Origin of the sequence: Glaciihabitans sp. UYNi722, assembly GCF_040549465.1 — a bacterium.
Lineage (GTDB): Bacteria > Actinomycetota > Actinomycetes > Actinomycetales > Microbacteriaceae > Lacisediminihabitans.
In genome coordinates, this window is the sequence record NZ_JBEPTL010000006.1 from 27,958 (window position 1) to 43,264 (window position 15,307).

13 protein-coding genes and 1 riboswitch are annotated in these 15,307 nt (G+C 65.2%); of the genes, 8 read left to right on the forward strand and 5 right to left on the reverse strand.

Translation table 11 applies throughout. From position 1 onward, the window contains the following. The first annotated feature begins 458 nt into the window (after positions 1–458). Both ABIB56_RS05870 and ABIB56_RS05875 read left to right on the forward strand, forming a co-directional pair. On the forward strand, positions 459–2,204 hold the full coding sequence (locus tag ABIB56_RS05870; protein ID WP_354568285.1) for an ABC transporter ATP-binding protein: 1,746 nt from the start codon (positions 459–461) through the stop codon (positions 2,202–2,204). Next, the gene (locus ABIB56_RS05875; RefSeq protein WP_354568104.1) at positions 2,201–4,006 is read left to right on the forward strand and encodes an ABC transporter ATP-binding protein; all 1,806 of its coding nucleotides are present in this window, start codon (positions 2,201–2,203) and stop codon (positions 4,004–4,006) included. Before ABIB56_RS05870 ends, ABIB56_RS05875 begins: the two co-directional genes overlap by 4 nt. Positions 4,007–4,174: 168 nt before the next feature. Here ABIB56_RS05875 and ABIB56_RS05880 read toward each other — a convergent pair whose 3' ends face one another. Together ABIB56_RS05880 and ABIB56_RS05885 are read right to left on the reverse strand one after the other, a co-directional pair. Beyond that, positions 4,175–4,486 carry an MGMT family protein gene (locus ABIB56_RS05880; protein ID WP_354568106.1) on the reverse strand — a complete coding sequence of 104 codons (312 nt, stop codon included), beginning with the start codon at positions 4,484–4,486 and terminating at the stop codon, positions 4,175–4,177. Then, positions 4,487–4,939, reverse strand: a complete 453-nt coding sequence (locus ABIB56_RS05885; RefSeq protein WP_354568108.1) for a GNAT family N-acetyltransferase — start codon at positions 4,937–4,939, stop codon at positions 4,487–4,489. It lies immediately after the preceding gene. 140 nt (positions 4,940–5,079) lie between these two features. Between ABIB56_RS05885 and ABIB56_RS05890 the strand changes: the two genes are divergently transcribed. The 4 genes from ABIB56_RS05890 to ABIB56_RS05905 all read left to right on the forward strand — a co-directional run bounded on the left by ABIB56_RS05890 (position 5,080) and on the right by ABIB56_RS05905 (position 10,041). After that, positions 5,080–6,294, forward strand: a complete 1,215-nt coding sequence (locus ABIB56_RS05890; RefSeq protein WP_354568110.1) for an NADP-dependent isocitrate dehydrogenase — start codon at positions 5,080–5,082, stop codon at positions 6,292–6,294. A 126-nt stretch (positions 6,295–6,420) separates the two neighbouring features. Beyond that, the gene (gene nagZ, locus ABIB56_RS05895; protein WP_354568112.1) at positions 6,421–7,851 is read left to right on the forward strand and encodes a beta-N-acetylhexosaminidase; all 1,431 of its coding nucleotides are present in this window, start codon (positions 6,421–6,423) and stop codon (positions 7,849–7,851) included. 256 nt (positions 7,852–8,107) lie between these two features. Further along, positions 8,108–8,875 (forward strand): glucosamine-6-phosphate deaminase, encoded by a 768-nt coding sequence (locus ABIB56_RS05900; RefSeq protein WP_354568114.1) that lies wholly within the window; start codon positions 8,108–8,110, stop codon positions 8,873–8,875. A 224-nt stretch (positions 8,876–9,099) separates the two neighbouring features. Continuing rightward, a complete protein-coding gene (locus tag ABIB56_RS05905; protein ID WP_354568116.1) occupies positions 9,100–10,041 on the forward strand; it encodes an N-acetylmuramic acid 6-phosphate etherase in 942 nt (313 codons plus the stop codon). Here ABIB56_RS05905 and nagA read toward each other — a convergent pair whose 3' ends face one another. Genes nagA through purU form a run of 3 tightly spaced genes read right to left on the reverse strand, consistent with a single transcriptional unit; the run spans position 10,042 to position 12,397 of the window. After that, the gene (gene nagA / locus ABIB56_RS05910) at positions 10,042–11,190 is read right to left on the reverse strand and encodes an N-acetylglucosamine-6-phosphate deacetylase (RefSeq protein ID WP_354568118.1); all 1,149 of its coding nucleotides are present in this window, start codon (positions 11,188–11,190) and stop codon (positions 10,042–10,044) included. Beyond that, the gene (locus ABIB56_RS05915; protein WP_354568120.1) at positions 11,187–11,540 is read right to left on the reverse strand and encodes a YrdB family protein; all 354 of its coding nucleotides are present in this window, start codon (positions 11,538–11,540) and stop codon (positions 11,187–11,189) included. The genes nagA and ABIB56_RS05915 overlap by 4 nt, the downstream gene beginning before the upstream one ends. Further along, positions 11,537–12,397 carry a formyltetrahydrofolate deformylase gene (gene purU, locus ABIB56_RS05920; protein ID WP_354568122.1) on the reverse strand — a complete coding sequence of 287 codons (861 nt, stop codon included), beginning with the start codon at positions 12,395–12,397 and terminating at the stop codon, positions 11,537–11,539. Before purU ends, ABIB56_RS05915 begins: the two co-directional genes overlap by 4 nt. A 114-nt stretch (positions 12,398–12,511) precedes the next feature. On the opposite strand from purU, the gene ABIB56_RS05925 reads away from it, so the two are divergent. Both ABIB56_RS05925 and glyA read left to right on the forward strand, forming a co-directional pair. Next, a complete protein-coding gene (locus ABIB56_RS05925) occupies positions 12,512–13,765 on the forward strand; it encodes an MFS transporter (RefSeq protein WP_354568124.1) in 1,254 nt (417 codons plus the stop codon). Between the two features lie 133 nt (positions 13,766–13,898). After that, positions 13,899–13,981: riboswitch (ZMP/ZTP riboswitch) on the forward strand. Between the two features lie 39 nt (positions 13,982–14,020). Continuing rightward, on the forward strand, positions 14,021–15,307 hold the full coding sequence (glyA, locus tag ABIB56_RS05930; protein ID WP_354568126.1) for a serine hydroxymethyltransferase: 1,287 nt from the start codon (positions 14,021–14,023) through the stop codon (positions 15,305–15,307).

Here is a 15,307-nt window from a genome sequence, read left to right on the forward strand (position 1 = left end):
CTCATCCATTGGGATGGTTCGGGGCCTGCGTTGTTTGTAGAAACTTTTGTCCGTGCAGATTCTTCCGGCCGATTTCGGATGAAGTCTTGCGTACGGCAAACTCACGGGCATATCCTGTAGGGCTGCCCAGTCAGCGTTCCGCCTCACCAGGGCGACGCCGGCGGCCATTACCAGTGTGAACAACATACATATCCAGGAGGACGACATGAATAACACAACTCCCGCAACTGCAGGCGCGATTCGTGTTGCCGTCTTTCCGACCATGTATTCCGTCGGAACCCGGTAACGACAGGGGCTAGACGCCCCGCCCAGCTCCCACTCCACAACTGACATTCAGCCATCCGGATCCCCGGCTTTCGCCGACCCCAACGTTCAAGGAATCATTCGTGTCTGCAGACAAGAAAAGACAGGGCACTTTCGCCTCCATCCTGCGCATCTATCCGTGGGCACAACCCGCGATGCCGCGCATTTACCTCGGCATGGTCTCGGCTCTCATCGCCGCGATCGTCGCGCTGATCATCCCGCAAGTACTGCGGTCGCTCGTCGACGGTCCGCTCAAGCACGGCGATGCCAGCCAGATCTGGTGGCCGGTGGGAGCCGTGCTGGGACTCGGCGTGCTCGAGGCCGTGATGATCTGGTTCCGCCGCTGGTTCGTGCTGCAGCCGGGAACGCGTGTCGAGTCCGACATGCGCAACTCGCTGTACAACCAGTTGCAGGACCTCCCGGTGGGCTTCCACGACCGCTGGGCGAGTGGGCAGTTGCTCTCCCGCGCGGTCAGCGATCTTGGCCTCATCCGCCGCTGGATCTCCTTCGGCATCGTGCTGCTCGTGGTCAACGTGATCACCATCCTCGTCGGCTTCGTGTTCCTGCTCTCGATTAACTGGATCCTCGGCGTGATCTTCGTCGTCTGCTCGATCCCGCTATGGATCTACGGCTACCTCTTCGAGCAGAAGTACTCCGTCGTCGCGCGCCGCAGCCAGGACCAGGCCGGTGACCTCGCGACCGCAGTCGAGGAATCGGTGCACGGCATCCGTGTGCTCAAAGCGTTCGGTCGCGGCCAGCATGCGCTGAAGAACTTCGCCTCACAGGCGGAGGACCTGCGCGGAACCGAGATCGAGAAAGCCAAGGCGATTGCCGGCATCTGGCTCTGGCTGCTGCTGGTACCCGACGTCACCTTCGCGCTCAGCCTGCTCGGCGGGGTGTGGCTCGCCGCGACCGGCCAGCTGTCGGCCGGCCAGCTCGTCGCGTTCTTCGCGACGGCGACGGTACTGCGCTTTCCGGTGGAGTCGATCGGCTTCCTGCTGTCGATGACCTTCGACACGCGCACGGCGGTCGACCGCTTCTTCGAGGTGATGGATGCTCCCAACACGATTACCGATCCCGAGCACCCGAAGACGATCGCCAGACCTGAGGGCAGGCTCGTCTTCGACAACGTGCACTTCCGCTACCAGGACTCGCCCTCGCAGTACGACGACCTGCTCGACGGCGTCGACCTCGAGCTGGAGCCGGGGGAGACCATGGCGATCGTGGGCCTCACCGGTTCCGGCAAGTCGACGCTCACCGCGCTGACGACCCGGCTCTACGACGTGACCGGCGGATCGATCACGCTGGACGGCGTCGATGTCCGCGACCTGTCCCGCTACGACCTGCGCAAGCACATCGCGATGGCCTTCGAGGATGCGACGCTGTTCTCGGCGACGATCCGCGACAACGTGATGCTCGGGCGTCCAGAGGGTTCGGACGTCGAACTCGCCGAGGCACTCGAGATCGCGCAGGCGGACTTCGTCTACCAGCTACCGGACGGACTCGACACCAGGGTCGGAGAAGAAGGCATGAGCCTGTCCGGTGGACAGCGACAACGTCTCGCGCTCGCGCGCGCGGTTGCGGCCCAGCCTGAGGTGCTCGTGCTCGACGACCCGCTGTCGGCGCTGGATGTCGACACCGAAGCTCTCGTCGAGGCGGCACTGCGTCGTGTGCTGGCATCCACCACCGCGATGATCGTCGCCCACCGCCCATCGACGGTCATGCTCGCCGACCGGGTCGCACTGCTCGAGGGCGGCCGCGTCACGGCGGTGGGTCGCCACAGCGACCTGCTGGTCTCGAGCGACCACTACCGCTTCGTCATCTCGAGTCTCGAAGACGAAGAAAAGCGCGAACACAACGAAGCACTGCTTCAGCAGCAGGAACAGGGGGCCGGCGCATGAGCGTCCTGGGCGTTGAGGGTGAAGAGCGCGACGACTTCACCAAGAAGGAGAGCAAGCAGATCCGCGACCGCTCGCTACGGCTGCTGAACACGCTGCTGCGTCCGCTCTGGGCGCGAGTCACGGTGACGATCCTCGTGGTCGTGGTGAGCACCGCGGCGCAGGTCGCGGGCCCCGCGCTCATCGCGTTCGGCCTGGACACCGGCCTGCCAGCACTCACCAACCAGGACTGGATGCCGCTGGCCTTCGCCGTGGGGGCCTATCTGTTCACCGGCATCATCGGTGCCGCGCTGATCGCCTGGTACACGGTGCTGACCGCTCGGATCAGCCAGGCCATCCTGATCGACCTCCGCAAGCGGGTATTCCTGCACACCCAGAAGCTCAGCCTCGAGTTTCACGAGAACTACACGTCGGGGCGCATCATCGCGCGCCAGACGAGCGACCTCGACTCGATCCGTGAACTGCTCGACTCCGGCATCAACCAGCTGGTGCAGGGCGGTCTGTACATGGTGTTCATCGCCGTCGCGATGTTCTCGATCGACTTCTGGAGCGGCGTCGTGCTGTTCGGTTCGCTGGTGCCGCTGACATTCCTGCTTCGCTGGTTCCAGCTGCGGTCGCAGAAGGCGTTCCGTGCCACGAGAACCACCTCGGCGAGGCTCATCGTGCATTTCGTGGAGACCATGACCGGCATCCGCGCGGTGAAGGCCTTCCGCAAGGAGAAGCGCAACGAGACCGAGTTCGGCGGCCTCGTGGAGGACTACCGCGAAGCGAACATGAAGACGATCCGGCTGTTCGGCGTGCTGGATCCTGGCCTCGTGCTGATCGGCAATGTGGCGCTCGGCGTCGTCCTGCTCGTCGGCGGCCTGCGGGTCGCAACCGGCAGTCTCGCGATCGGCGTGCTGCTCGCGGCACTCCTCTACACCCGCTCGTTCTTCGCACCCGCGCAAGAGATGGCGATGTTCTACAACTCCTACCAGTCCGCCGCCGCCGCGCTGGAGAAGATCTCCGGTGTGCTCGAGGAGCGTCCGAGCGTTCCCGACCCCACGCGCCCCATCGACCTCTGGCAGGCGAAGGGTGCCGTGAAGTTCGACGGGGTCGAGTTCGCCTACACGCCGGATCGCGTCATCCTGCCACGCTTCGACCTGGAGTTTCCTGCCGGGCAGACCATCGCCTTGGTGGGTTCCACCGGTGCCGGAAAGTCCACGCTGGCCAAACTGATCTCGCGTTTCTACGACCCGAGTGCCGGCGTGGTCTCGCTCGATGGTGTCGACCTGCGGCAGCTGCACCCGAAGGATCTGCGTCGCGCGATCGTCATGGTCACGCAGGAGGCGTACCTGTTCTCCGGCTCGGTGGGAGACAACATCGCGCTCGGTAAGCCGGAGGCGACCATCGAGGAGATCGTGGCGGCGGCGAAGGCTGTCGGCGCGCACGAATTCATCGAGAGCCTGCCCGACGGCTACGACACGGATGTGAACAAGCGTGGTGGGCGGGTGTCGGCGGGCCAGCGGCAGCTGATCTCGTTCGCGCGGGCGTTCCTCGCCGACCCTGTCGTGTTGATCCTGGATGAGGCGACGGCATCGCTCGACATCCCGAGCGAACGGCTGGTGCAGGAGGGCCTGCTCACGCTGCTCGCCGACCGCACAGCGATCATCATCGCCCACCGCCTCTCGACGGTCGCGATCGCCGACCGCGTGCTGGTGATGGAGCACGGGCAGATCGTTGAGGATGGCACCCCGCGCGATCTCATCGCCGGAACTGGTCGCTTCTCGAAGCTGCACGCGGCCTGGCGGGAATCGCTGGTCTAGCTCGCCCCTCCTCCGCAACGGTGACTTGTCACCAAGAGACGGTGACTTGTCATTAACCGTGGTGTGGATGCCGCCAGCCCACTGTTGCTGCCAAGCGACGGGCACTGTTGGCCACCAATCGGCCTCGCGGAACACGAGATCGGTGGTCAGTCGCAGGGATGACTGTGGCTACGGCATCCAGCGCGCTACGGGATCCACGCGGAACACGCCGCTCGCCGACCACTTCAGCGGTGTCGATTCGGTGCGGTAGTACTCAAGAGCCCTGGCCTCGTGGTCGACGGCCGGATGCCCACTCGAGCGGATGACCCGCCACCACGGTACGTCGGAACCGTAGTAGGCCATGGTCTGGCCGACCGCTCGCGCCGCCCGTGACCCGATGGCTGCTGCGACATCCCCGTAGGTCATCACGCGACCCTCGGGGATCGAGGTGACAACCTCGAGCACACGCGAGACGAAGTCGTCCGCCGGTAGTGCGGCCATCTAGAGCCCGAGCGCGCCGATGTTCTCGCCGTACTGGGTTTCGCCCACGATGACGAAACCGGTGCGTAGGAAGAACTGCTCTGGACCTTCTTCTCCCGCCTCCCAGATCGCGGTGAGCCGCGTGAATCCGCGGGAGCGTGCCTCGTCGGCGAGGGCCAAGACGGCGAAGCGTCCGATGCCAGCGCCCTGGGCATCTCCGGCCACGTTCACACGCCAGATGCAGCTGCGGAACTCCTCCTGGTCGGCATCGGGGTCGAAATTGCCGCGGATGAAGCCGACGACGGTCTCGCCGTCGAGCACCACTCGGGGCCACGAGGTGAGCGGGTTGATGTAGGCGTCCGCGATGGCGTAGGAGGGCGGGGTGACGAACTGTTCCTGCCCACGCCGGAGCGTGAGCCCGTTCGCCGCAACGATCGTCTTCGCGGACAGCTCTTCCAGTCGAAACTCAGCCATGACCACAGGCTAACGCTCGCCACCACGATGGGGGTAGTCGGTACATCTTCGAATCCGATAAGTATCTCGATGTCAAGATACTTCTCCAAGCGAGTAAGCTATCCGCGGTGGGCAGAACGCCCTGTTATAAGGAGAATCGCTTGTCCAAGATCACGGTAGAAGGCACAGTCGTCGAACTCGACGGTGACGAGATGACTCGCATCATCTGGCAGAAGATCAAGGACACCCTGATCCACCCCTATCTCGACATCAACCTCGAGTATTACGACCTCGGAATCGAGCACCGCGACGCGACCGACGACCAGGTCACCATCGATGCTGCCCACGCCATCCAGAAGCACGGTGTCGGCGTCAAGTGCGCCACCATCACCCCCGACGAGGCACGCGTCGAGGAGTTCGGCCTCAAGAAGATGTGGAAGTCGCCGAACGGCACCATCCGCAACATTCTCGGCGGTGTGATCTTCCGCGAGCCGATCATCATCTCGAACATCCCGCGCCTGGTTCCCGGCTGGAACAAGCCGATCATCATCGGCCGTCACGCATTCGGCGATCAGTACCGCGCCACCGACTTCGTCTTCAAGGGCAAAGGCAAGCTCACCGTGCAGTTCACGCCGGACGACGGCTCAGAGCCGCTCAAGTTCGATGTCTACGACGCCCCGGATGACGGCATCGCGCAGGTTCAGTACAACCAGGACGCGTCGATCCGCGACTTCGCCCGCGCTTCTCTGAACTACGGGCTCGACCGTAACTACCCGGTCTACCTGTCGACCAAGAACACCATCCTCAAGGCCTACGACGGTCGCTTCAAAGACATCTTCGAGGAGATCTTCCAGGCGGAGTTCAAGGAGAAGTTCGACGCCGCAGGGCTCACCTACGAGCACCGTCTCATTGACGACATGGTCGCTTCGGCCATGAAGTGGGAGGGCGGCTACGTGTGGGCCTGCAAGAACTACGACGGCGACGTGCAGTCCGACACCGTCGCGCAGGGCTTTGGATCGCTCGGGCTGATGACCTCCGTGCTCTCCGTGCCCGACGGCAGCATCGTCGAGGCCGAGGCTGCCCACGGAACGGTGACCCGTCACTACCGCCAGCACCAGGCGGGCAAGCCGACAAGCACGAACCCGATTGCCTCGATCTACGCGTGGACCCGTGGCCTGTCGCACCGCGCGAAGCTCGACGACAACCCGGATCTCGCCGCCTTCGCGAATACCCTCGAGGATGTCGTCATCAAGTCGGTGGAGGCCGGTCACATGACGAAGGACCTCGCCATGCTCGTCGGTCCCGACCAGAAGTGGGAGACCACGGAAGAGTTCCTCGACACGCTCGACAAGAACCTCGCCGCACGCCTGTCATAAGCGGCGCCTCGCGTAGCTTCTGAGGGCACTGCTGGGCGTCCGATGGACGGTGCCCGGTTGTATGCTCGACTGACTGATGCGAGGGAGCCAGGCCGTGAGTGGTTTCTGCAGTGAGGCGGCCACTGGATGAATGCGAGCGCGGGCGTGCTCCTGCCCGGTTTTGTCGGCACGACTCTGCCAGACTGGCTGGCTGCACGGCTGCGAAACGGTCTCGCGGGAGTTTGCATCTTCGGGCAGAACATCGCCTCACGCACCCAGCTGAAGGAATTGACCGACGCCATCCGTGCCGCCAACCCGAACGCGCTCATCGCCATCGACGAAGAGGGCGGCGACGTTACCCGGCTCTACTACGAGACCGGCTCGCCGTACCCGGGCAATGCCATCCTCGGTCGAATCGACGATGCCGAGTACACCGAGTTCGTGGCGAGGACCGTCGGATGGGAGCTGCGGCTTGCCGGCTGCAACCTCGACTTCGCGCCCGATGTCGACGTCAACTCGAATACCGACAATACGGTGATCGGCGTCCGCAGCTTCGGTGCAGATCCCGCCGCGGTGGCCAGGCACAGCGCAGCGTGGATCCGCGGGATCGAGTCGACAGGCACAGCCGCCAGTGCCAAGCACTTTCCGGGCCACGGCGACACCGCGCAGGACTCCCATCTCGCGCTTCCCGTCGTCGATCTCTCGCTCGAACAACTGCGGGAGCGCGAACTGGTGCCCTTCGTCGCGGCGATCGCCGCCGGAACCCGTACCATCATGACCTCGCATATCCTGCTGCCGCAGGTGGATTCGGAGAACCCCGCCACCTTCTCGAAGAAGATCCTCGGCGAGATCCTGCGCAGAGAGCTCGGCTTCGACGGGGTGATTGTGACCGATGCACTCGACATGGCCGGTGCGAGCGGCGTAATCGGCATCCCTCAGGCGGCGGTGCGCGCTGTCGCGGCGGGGTGCGATTTGCTCTGCATCGGCACAGAGAACACCGACGAGCAGCTAGGCCAGATCGAGGCGGCGATCGACCAGGCGGTGCGTGACCGCGTTATCGATCCTGAGAGGCTCGCCGAGGCTGCTGCGAGGAACGTCAAACTCGCCCGGGAACTGGCACGCGAAGCCGGGAGCATTCCGATACCGGAATATATAACCACGGTCGACGAGCCCGAGCTCGATGTCGCCCGCACGGCGGCGTCTTTCGACGTGCGTCCTGGACTTCGGGTGCAGACCACTCGACTGCTGGTGACCCTCGAGACCTCGGCGAATCTCGCCATCGGCCAATCCCCGTGGGGTCCGCCCGGTGACGGCATCACGCGGATGGTCGAGGGTGCGAGGCTCCAGGTTCCGGACGGTGTTCAACCGGTGTTGCTCGGGCGGGCCAACCACCGGCACGCCTGGATCCGCGAGCTCATCGACGGCGTGCGCGCGCAGCATCCGTCTACCATCGTCGTGGACCTCGGCTGGCCGGGCGACGATCGCGCCTACGCCGACGTGGCGACCTTCGGAGCCTCGCGTCACACCGGTGCGGCATTGCTCGAATGGCTCGACCGAGAGAGTGTGGCGGTGCGGTGAGGATCGGCCTGGATATCGGCGGTATCAGCGGGGCGGAGACCACCGATTTCGTATCTGTGGGTGTCTACGGGCGGGTGGAGAACGCTGTGAGCGTCCGCGGTGCGCGTGCTCATACTCACCGTGGATGTCGATACCGTTGTCATCGGAGGGGGCATCAGCTCTCTCGGAGAACCACTGCTGAGCGGTGCGCGCGCCGCGCTCGAGGGCTGGGCGCCGCCCTCGTCGGTTAAACAGCAACAACTTCAGGAGCGCTCTAGTGGCAGAAATCGTGATCCTTGACAGGGCAGCGGCAGGGGAACTCGCGGCCGACACCATCCTCGCGCTGGTGGCGAAGAAGCCAGATGCCGTCCTCGGCTTCGCGACGGGATCGACCCCCCTCGTGGCCTACCAGGCGCTCGCGGCCCGCGGCGCCGATCTCGTCGGTGTGCGCGGTTTCGCCCTCGACGAGTACGTCGGCCTGCCTGCCGGACACCCCGAGAGCTATCGCGCCGTCATCACCCGTGAGGTGGTCGAGCCTCTCGGTCTCAATCCCGCTCTCGTGCGTGTGCCGGGCGATCGCGGCCCCATCGAGACCGCGGGTGAGGACTACGAGCGCTCGATCCGTGAGGCGGGTGGCGTTGACCTGCAGATCCTCGGGATCGGCACCGATGGCCACATCGGCTTCAACGAGCCTGGCTCGTCGTTCGAATCGATCACCAGGGTGAAGACGCTCACCAAGCAAACCCGGGAAGACAACGCGCGCTTCTTCTCCTCGGTGGACGAGGTGCCGGTCAACTGCATCACCCAGGGTCTCGGAACCATTCGCCGGGCCAAACATCTCCTGCTGCTGGCCTTCGGTGAGGCCAAGGCGGAGGCGATCGCTGCGGCGATCGAGGGTCCGGTCACGGCCAGTTCGCCCGGCTCGGCCATCCAGCTGCACCCGCACGTGACCGTGCTCGTGGACGAGGCTGCGGCATCCCGTCTCTCGAACGTGGACTACTACCGCTACGCCTGGGCGAACAAGCCGGCGTGGGAGTCGCTCTAGCGACACCGTTGCCTTCTTGATCCCCGGAGGCTCTCTGCACGTTTCTCCGGAGGTGTGACGCGGTGATGGCAGAGGCGGCGCGGATGTCTGCGGATCTGGGCTGCGCGATCGCGAAAGCTCCGGAGAAACCCGATTGGTTGGGCCGCAACCTGGTCGGATGTGCACCCCGCACGCATCGGAACAGGCAGACAATTGAACGGCGCGAACTATCGAGTGAGGAAGACATGAACGAGTCGATTCCGGCCAACGAAGGCAGCGCGAGGTCGGCGGCCCTCCCGCTCACCGAACGGCGAAATGCGGCGTCTGCTGCGATGGACGACATGTCCGCTCTCGACTTGCTCGTGCTGCTCAACCAGGAGGACCAGCTCGCGGTCGCCTCGGTGACCGCCGTTCTCCCACAGCTGGCGATTCTGGTGGAATCGGCAGCTGACCGGGTGCGCTCAGGCGGCACCGTGCACTACTTCGGTGCAGGCACCTCTGGCCGCCTCGCGGTACTGGATGCGGCCGAACTCATCCCCACCTTTGCCGTGAGCCCGACCCTCGTGCAGGCGCATATCGCCGGCGGGGAGCGAGCGATCGCGCACGCGGTCGAGCGGTCGGAAGATTCTGATGCCGATGGAATTCGTGACGCGCGAGACCTCGGGTTACACGACGTCGCGATCGGACTGACGGCATCTGGTACCACACCGTACGTGTGGGGTGCGCTGCGGACCGCGCGCGCTAACGGAGCACTCACCGCGTTGGTGACCAGCAATGGCGATTCGCCGCTCACCGCGCTTGCCGATATTTTCCTCGCACCGTTGACCGGCGCTGAGGTGCTCACCGGATCCACCCGTCTCAAAGCCGGCACGGCAGAAAAGGTGATTCTCAACGGATTCTCGACCGCCCTCATGGTTGCCCTCGGTAGGACCTACTCGAACCTCATGGTGTCGATGATCGCCACGAACGCCAAATTGGAGCAGCGAACGCTTCGCATTCTCGGTGAGATCGGCCAGGGCAGTGACCAGGAGAACTCCGCGCTTCTCCAGGCAGCAGAGGGCGACCTCAAACTGGCCGTGGTGAGCATGCTCTCCGGCGGCACTATGGATGCCTCGAGAGAGGCACTCGTCAGCGCGGGAGGTTCGGTGCGCGAGGCAGTGAAACTGCTGGGCTCCTCCGGCGCCTGATCAGGAACCAGGACAGCTGAGCCGGAGTCCGTTAGCCCAGACCTGCTGCACCTGCCACTCGTGGTCCAGCCAGACCGCGTCTGCGACGTAGCCGGGGGCGAGGTAGCCGTGGCGGTGCTCAAGGCCGAGCGCGCGTGCCGGCGTCACCGTGAGAGCGGCGACAGCGTCGATCGGGCTGATGTGGGAGAGTTCGATCGCGCAGCGCAGTGCGACATCCTGGGTGAGGGTCGAACCGGCGATGGTCGAGGTGCCGGAGAGCAGCGCGAGGCCGTCTTGCACCGTCACGTTGAGCGAGCCGAGGCGGTAATCGCCGTCGCTCGCCCCGGCCGCCGCCATCGCGTCGGTGATGAGCGCGATACGACCGGGAGCGGCGTGGAAGGCCATCGCCGCGACATCCGGATGCACGTGCTCGCCGTCGAGGATCAACTCGATGGTCACGCGGTCGTCTTCGAACGCGGCGACAACAGGCCCCGGCGCGCGGTGATGGATGCCCGGCATCGCGTTGAACGCATGGGTGAGCAGCCGTGCGCCACGATCGAAAGCCTGCTGCGCGAGTTCGAAAGGCATCTCGGAGTGACCGATGGCGACGGTCACCTCGTTCTCTACCAGTACGTCGATGGCTTCGAGAGCGCCGGGCAACTCCGGCGCAATGGTCAGCTGGCGCAGTGTGCCTCTGGCGGCGCCGATCAGCTCCTCGACGGCGAAAGGTGTCGGCTCCATCAGGAAGTCGGGGTTGTGGGCGCCACGACGGCCGGGGGCGAGGAACGGCCCTTCGAGGTGGCTGCCGAGCACCAGAGGATCGACGGCGGCGAGGTCCGCGATCACCGAGAGGCATTCACGCAGCTGGGCGACAGGGTTGGCCACGAGGCTGAGCAGTGTACGGGTGGTTCCGTGGGCGCGGTGGGTGGCGAGCGCGCCGGCGATCTCCTCCGGTCCGTCGTCGTAGGAGTGCGATCCGCCGCCGTGGGTGTGCAGGTCCATGAAGCCCGGTACCAGCCATCGGCCGCCGACATCGATGCGCTCGGTCGCCTCCGGCAGCTCGCGCCCCGATCCGGCCGCGGTGATGGTGTCGCCATCCACGAGCATCCAGAACTCGTCGATTTCGCCGTGCCCGTCGAGCTTGCGGGCGCCATAGAAGAGCGTGGTCATTTCTCAGCCGTTTCTCGTGTGAATTCTGTTCGTCCGTTGATGACACCGCTCGCAGCGGCGAGGATGCCGAAAATCGCGCCGACAATCGGGTACCCGAGCATGAACCAGGCCGCAGTCGCCGCCCCCATGATCAGGATCTCCACGGCCGCGCGCCCCACCGGATCAAGCGGCAGAACGGCTTTCAGCGACCGGAACAACCCCCAGACGACAGCCGCGAAGAGGGGCGTGCCGATCATGAACAGCACACCCGGCCAGGGGAATGGCCAGGCGAGGTAGCCCCACAAACCGAGCGAAAACAGGGCGAAGAGCTCCAGCAGAAAGCGGAGAACATCGTTGGGTCGGATCTTCATTTGAAGATGATCGTGCGTGCGCCGTCACGCAGCACCCTGTTTTCAGCGAACCAGGTGACCGCCTGGGTGAGGGTGCGGGACTCCTCATCCTGGCCGATCGACATCAGTTCGGCTGGCGTGCGGGAGTGGTCGACGCGCACGACGTTCTGCTCGATTATCGGGCCCTCGTCGAGGTCGCTGGTCACGAAGTGCGCGGTCGCACCGATCAGTTTTACGCCGCGGGCGTGCGCCTGGCGATACGGATTCGCGCCCTTGAAACCGGGGAGAAAGGAGTGATGGATGTTGATGATCCGGCCCGCCAGCCGGTCGCAGAGGGCGGGGGAGAGAATCTGCATGTACCGCGCGAGCACCACCAGTTCGATGTCGTACTGCTCGACGGCATCCGCGATCCGGTCCTCGAAGGCGAGCTTCTGACCCTCGGAAATCACGGTGTGCGACTCGAACGGCACGCCGTAGAACTCGGCCAGGTCGCCGAGGTCGGGGTGGTTGCTCAGTACGAGCGGGAGTTCCACCGCCAGCTGGCCCGCCCGCTCGCGGAACAGCAGGTCGTTGAGGCAGTGGGCGGCTTTCGACACCAGCACCAGAGTGCGGAGTGGGCGGCCGACGACATCCAGTTTCCAGGTCATGTCGTAGCGCTCGGTCACCGGGGCGATGGCCCGCTCGAAGGTGGCACGATCGGCGGCTGATTCCACCTGCAGGCGCATGAAGAAGGTGCCGGTATCGTCGCTGGAGAACTGCTGCGACTCGGTGATGTTGCCGCCGGCCGTCACGATCGCGCCGCTGATGGCGTGGACGATGCCCGACCGGTCAGCGCAGACGATGGTCAGCACCCAGTGGGTGGAATCCGGCGAAGTCACGAACCTAGGCTATTGCCTTTGCGCACCGGTATTCTGGAGGTGATGCCGCAGTAACCGCGGTGTCCCGCGGACGGCGATGCGATCCACACCCTCCCTGAACGGATTTTCGGCCCCATGGGCACTCCGGCTACTTCCACACGTTTTCCCTACCTCGCGCTCATCACCCTCGCCGCCTCGGTTTTTCTGAGCGTCACGATCGAGATGCTGCCGACAGGTCTCCTGCCAGAGATGAGCGACGAGCTCGGCGTCAGCGAGTCGCAGGTCGGTCTCACCGTCTCGGTCTTCGCGTTCACCGTCGTACTCACGAGTACCTGGCTCACCGCCCTGACGATGCGGATACCACGGCACACGCTCGTGGTGGTGGTGCTGCTCATCTTCGTGGCGAGCTCGGTCGCCACGGCGTTCGCGCCCAACTACGCCGTGCTCGTCGGCTCTCGTATTCTCGGCGGTCTCGCTCACGGTGTCTTCTGGTCAGTGGTCGGCGCCTATGCGGCCTACATCGTCCCGAAGGAGCAGCTCGGCCGCGCCGTCGCGATCACACTCGGCGGCGGTTCGCTCGCTTTCGTTCTCGGTGTGCCGCTCGGAACCGCCCTCGGCCACGCCGTCGGCTGGCGCCTGAGTTTCGGCACCCTTGCTGTACTCACCCTCGTCGGAGCCGGTTTCATCTATCGCTTCCTTCCCCGGGTTGACCATCTGGCCAAGGGCACTGTCGTCGGCACTCCGACGGGCAGCATCACCGTGCTCACCGAAGAACTGACGTCCAGTCATGCCCCGCGCCGCGACCACTCGGTCACCGCCGTCGTGTTCGTCTGCATCATCACCGCGATCACCATGATCGGGCAGTACACCTTCTACACCTACATCGCGCCGTTCCTGGTGCGAGCCGTCGGTCTCGACGAGGCGGCGGTTAGCCCCGCCCTCTTCGCGTATGGTGCGGCGGGTGCCGTCTCACTCGTACTCGTCGGCCTCTACCTCGGACGCCGCCCCCGCCTCGGGCTGATGATCTCCCTCGTCGTGCTGCTCGCCACCGCCCTCTCCCTCGGTTTCCTGCCCGCCGTGATCCCGCTGGCTCTCGTCTCGTTCTTCCTCTGGGGATTCGCGATGGGCCTGCTGCCACCGCTGCTGCAGACGAGGATGCTGCACGCGGCACCCGCACGCATCCGCGACACCGCGAGCGCGTTCTATACGACAGCGTTCAACATCGGCATCGGCGGCGGCGCGCTCGTCGGAGCGATCGTGCTCGACAATCTCGGGCTCTCATCGCTGCCCTTCGTCTTCGCCGGCATCCTCGTCGTCTCCATCGCGCTCGTGATCGTCTCGGATGCCCTGCTCCGCCAGCATCCGGCGGGTCGGGTGGTCAAGCACTAACGGTCGCTGCGACTCGAGACTCATCGACTCGCGGCCTGTTGTGCTTAACCGGCGCGGGGAACCACCACACGACGCAACTCGACGGGAAATGGCGAGCCGGCGAATGGCGCGCAGAAGGCTCATCCGGTTAGACTTGACCAGTCGCAACTGGCGTTGAGATGGGCAACCATCGGGGAGTGACTGACATCGAGTGGGCCGTTCGCCTGGGCCCACCGGATACCTTTGTTCTATCCGTCGAGTGTCAAGGAGTCGCCAGTGTCTGCCACCTTCAATTCCCCCCTTGCCGAGGTCGATCCCGAGATCGCCCACGTGCTCGAGCAGGAGCTCGATCGCCAGCGCGGCACCCTCGAGATGATCGCCAGCGAGAACTTCGTTCCCCGCGCCGTGCTCGAAGCTCAGGGCTCGGTGCTCACCAACAAATACGCGGAGGGTTATCCCGGCCGTCGCTACTACGGCGGCTGCGAGTTCGTCGACATCGCAGAGTCGCTGGCCATCTCCCGCGCGAAGAGCCTCTTCGGTGCGGCCTACGCCAACGTCCAGCCGCACTCCGGTGCCTCGGCGAACGCCGCGGTCCTCGCCGCGATCGCGGAGCCGGGTGACAAGATTCTCGGCCTGGAGCTCGCCCACGGTGGGCACCTCACCCACGGCATGAAGCTCAACTTCTCCGGAAAGCTGTACGACGCGCACGCCTACGGTGTCGATCCGCAGTCCTTCCTGGTGGACATGGATGTGGTGCGTGAGAAGGCGCTCGAGGTGCGCCCGCAGGTGCTCATCGCCGGCTGGTCGGCGTACCCCCGCCAGCTCGACTTCGAGGCGTTCCGGGCGATCGCCGACGAGGTCGGAGCCAAGCTCTGGGTGGATATGGCGCACTTCGCCGGACTCGTCGCCGCAGGCCTGCACCCGAGCCCCGTTCCGCACGCCCATGTCACGTCGTCGACAGTGCACAAGACGATCGGCGGCCCACGCTCCGGCTTCATCCTCACCAACGACCTCGACCTGCAGAAGAGGCTCAACTCGAACGTCTTCCCCGGCCAGCAGGGCGGACCGCTCATGCACGTGATCGCGGCCAAGGCGACGGCCTTCAAGCTCGCGGCGGAGCCGGAGTTCGCTGACCGCCAGGAGCGCACCATTCGCGGTGCCAGGATCCTCGCCGAGCGCCTCACGGCCCCTGACGCGAAGGAAGCCGGCATTGACGTACTCACCGGCGGCACCGATGTGCACCTGGTGCTCGTCGACCTCCGCAACGCTGCGATCCACGGCCAGCAGGCCGAGGATGTGCTGCACGAGGCGGGTATCACCGTGAACCGCAACGCTGTGCCGTTCGATCCGCGCCCGCCGATGACGCCATCCGGTGTGCGCATTGGCACCCCGGCGCTCGCGACCCGCGGTTTCGGCGACGAGGAGTTCACCGAGGTGGCCGACATCATCGCGACGGCACTCAAGCCGGCACCGGATGTCGCGGCCCTCCGTGCGCGCGTACTCAAGCTCACCGACGGCTACCCGCTCTACCCGGGTCTCACCAGCCCCGGAACCTGGGCCTGA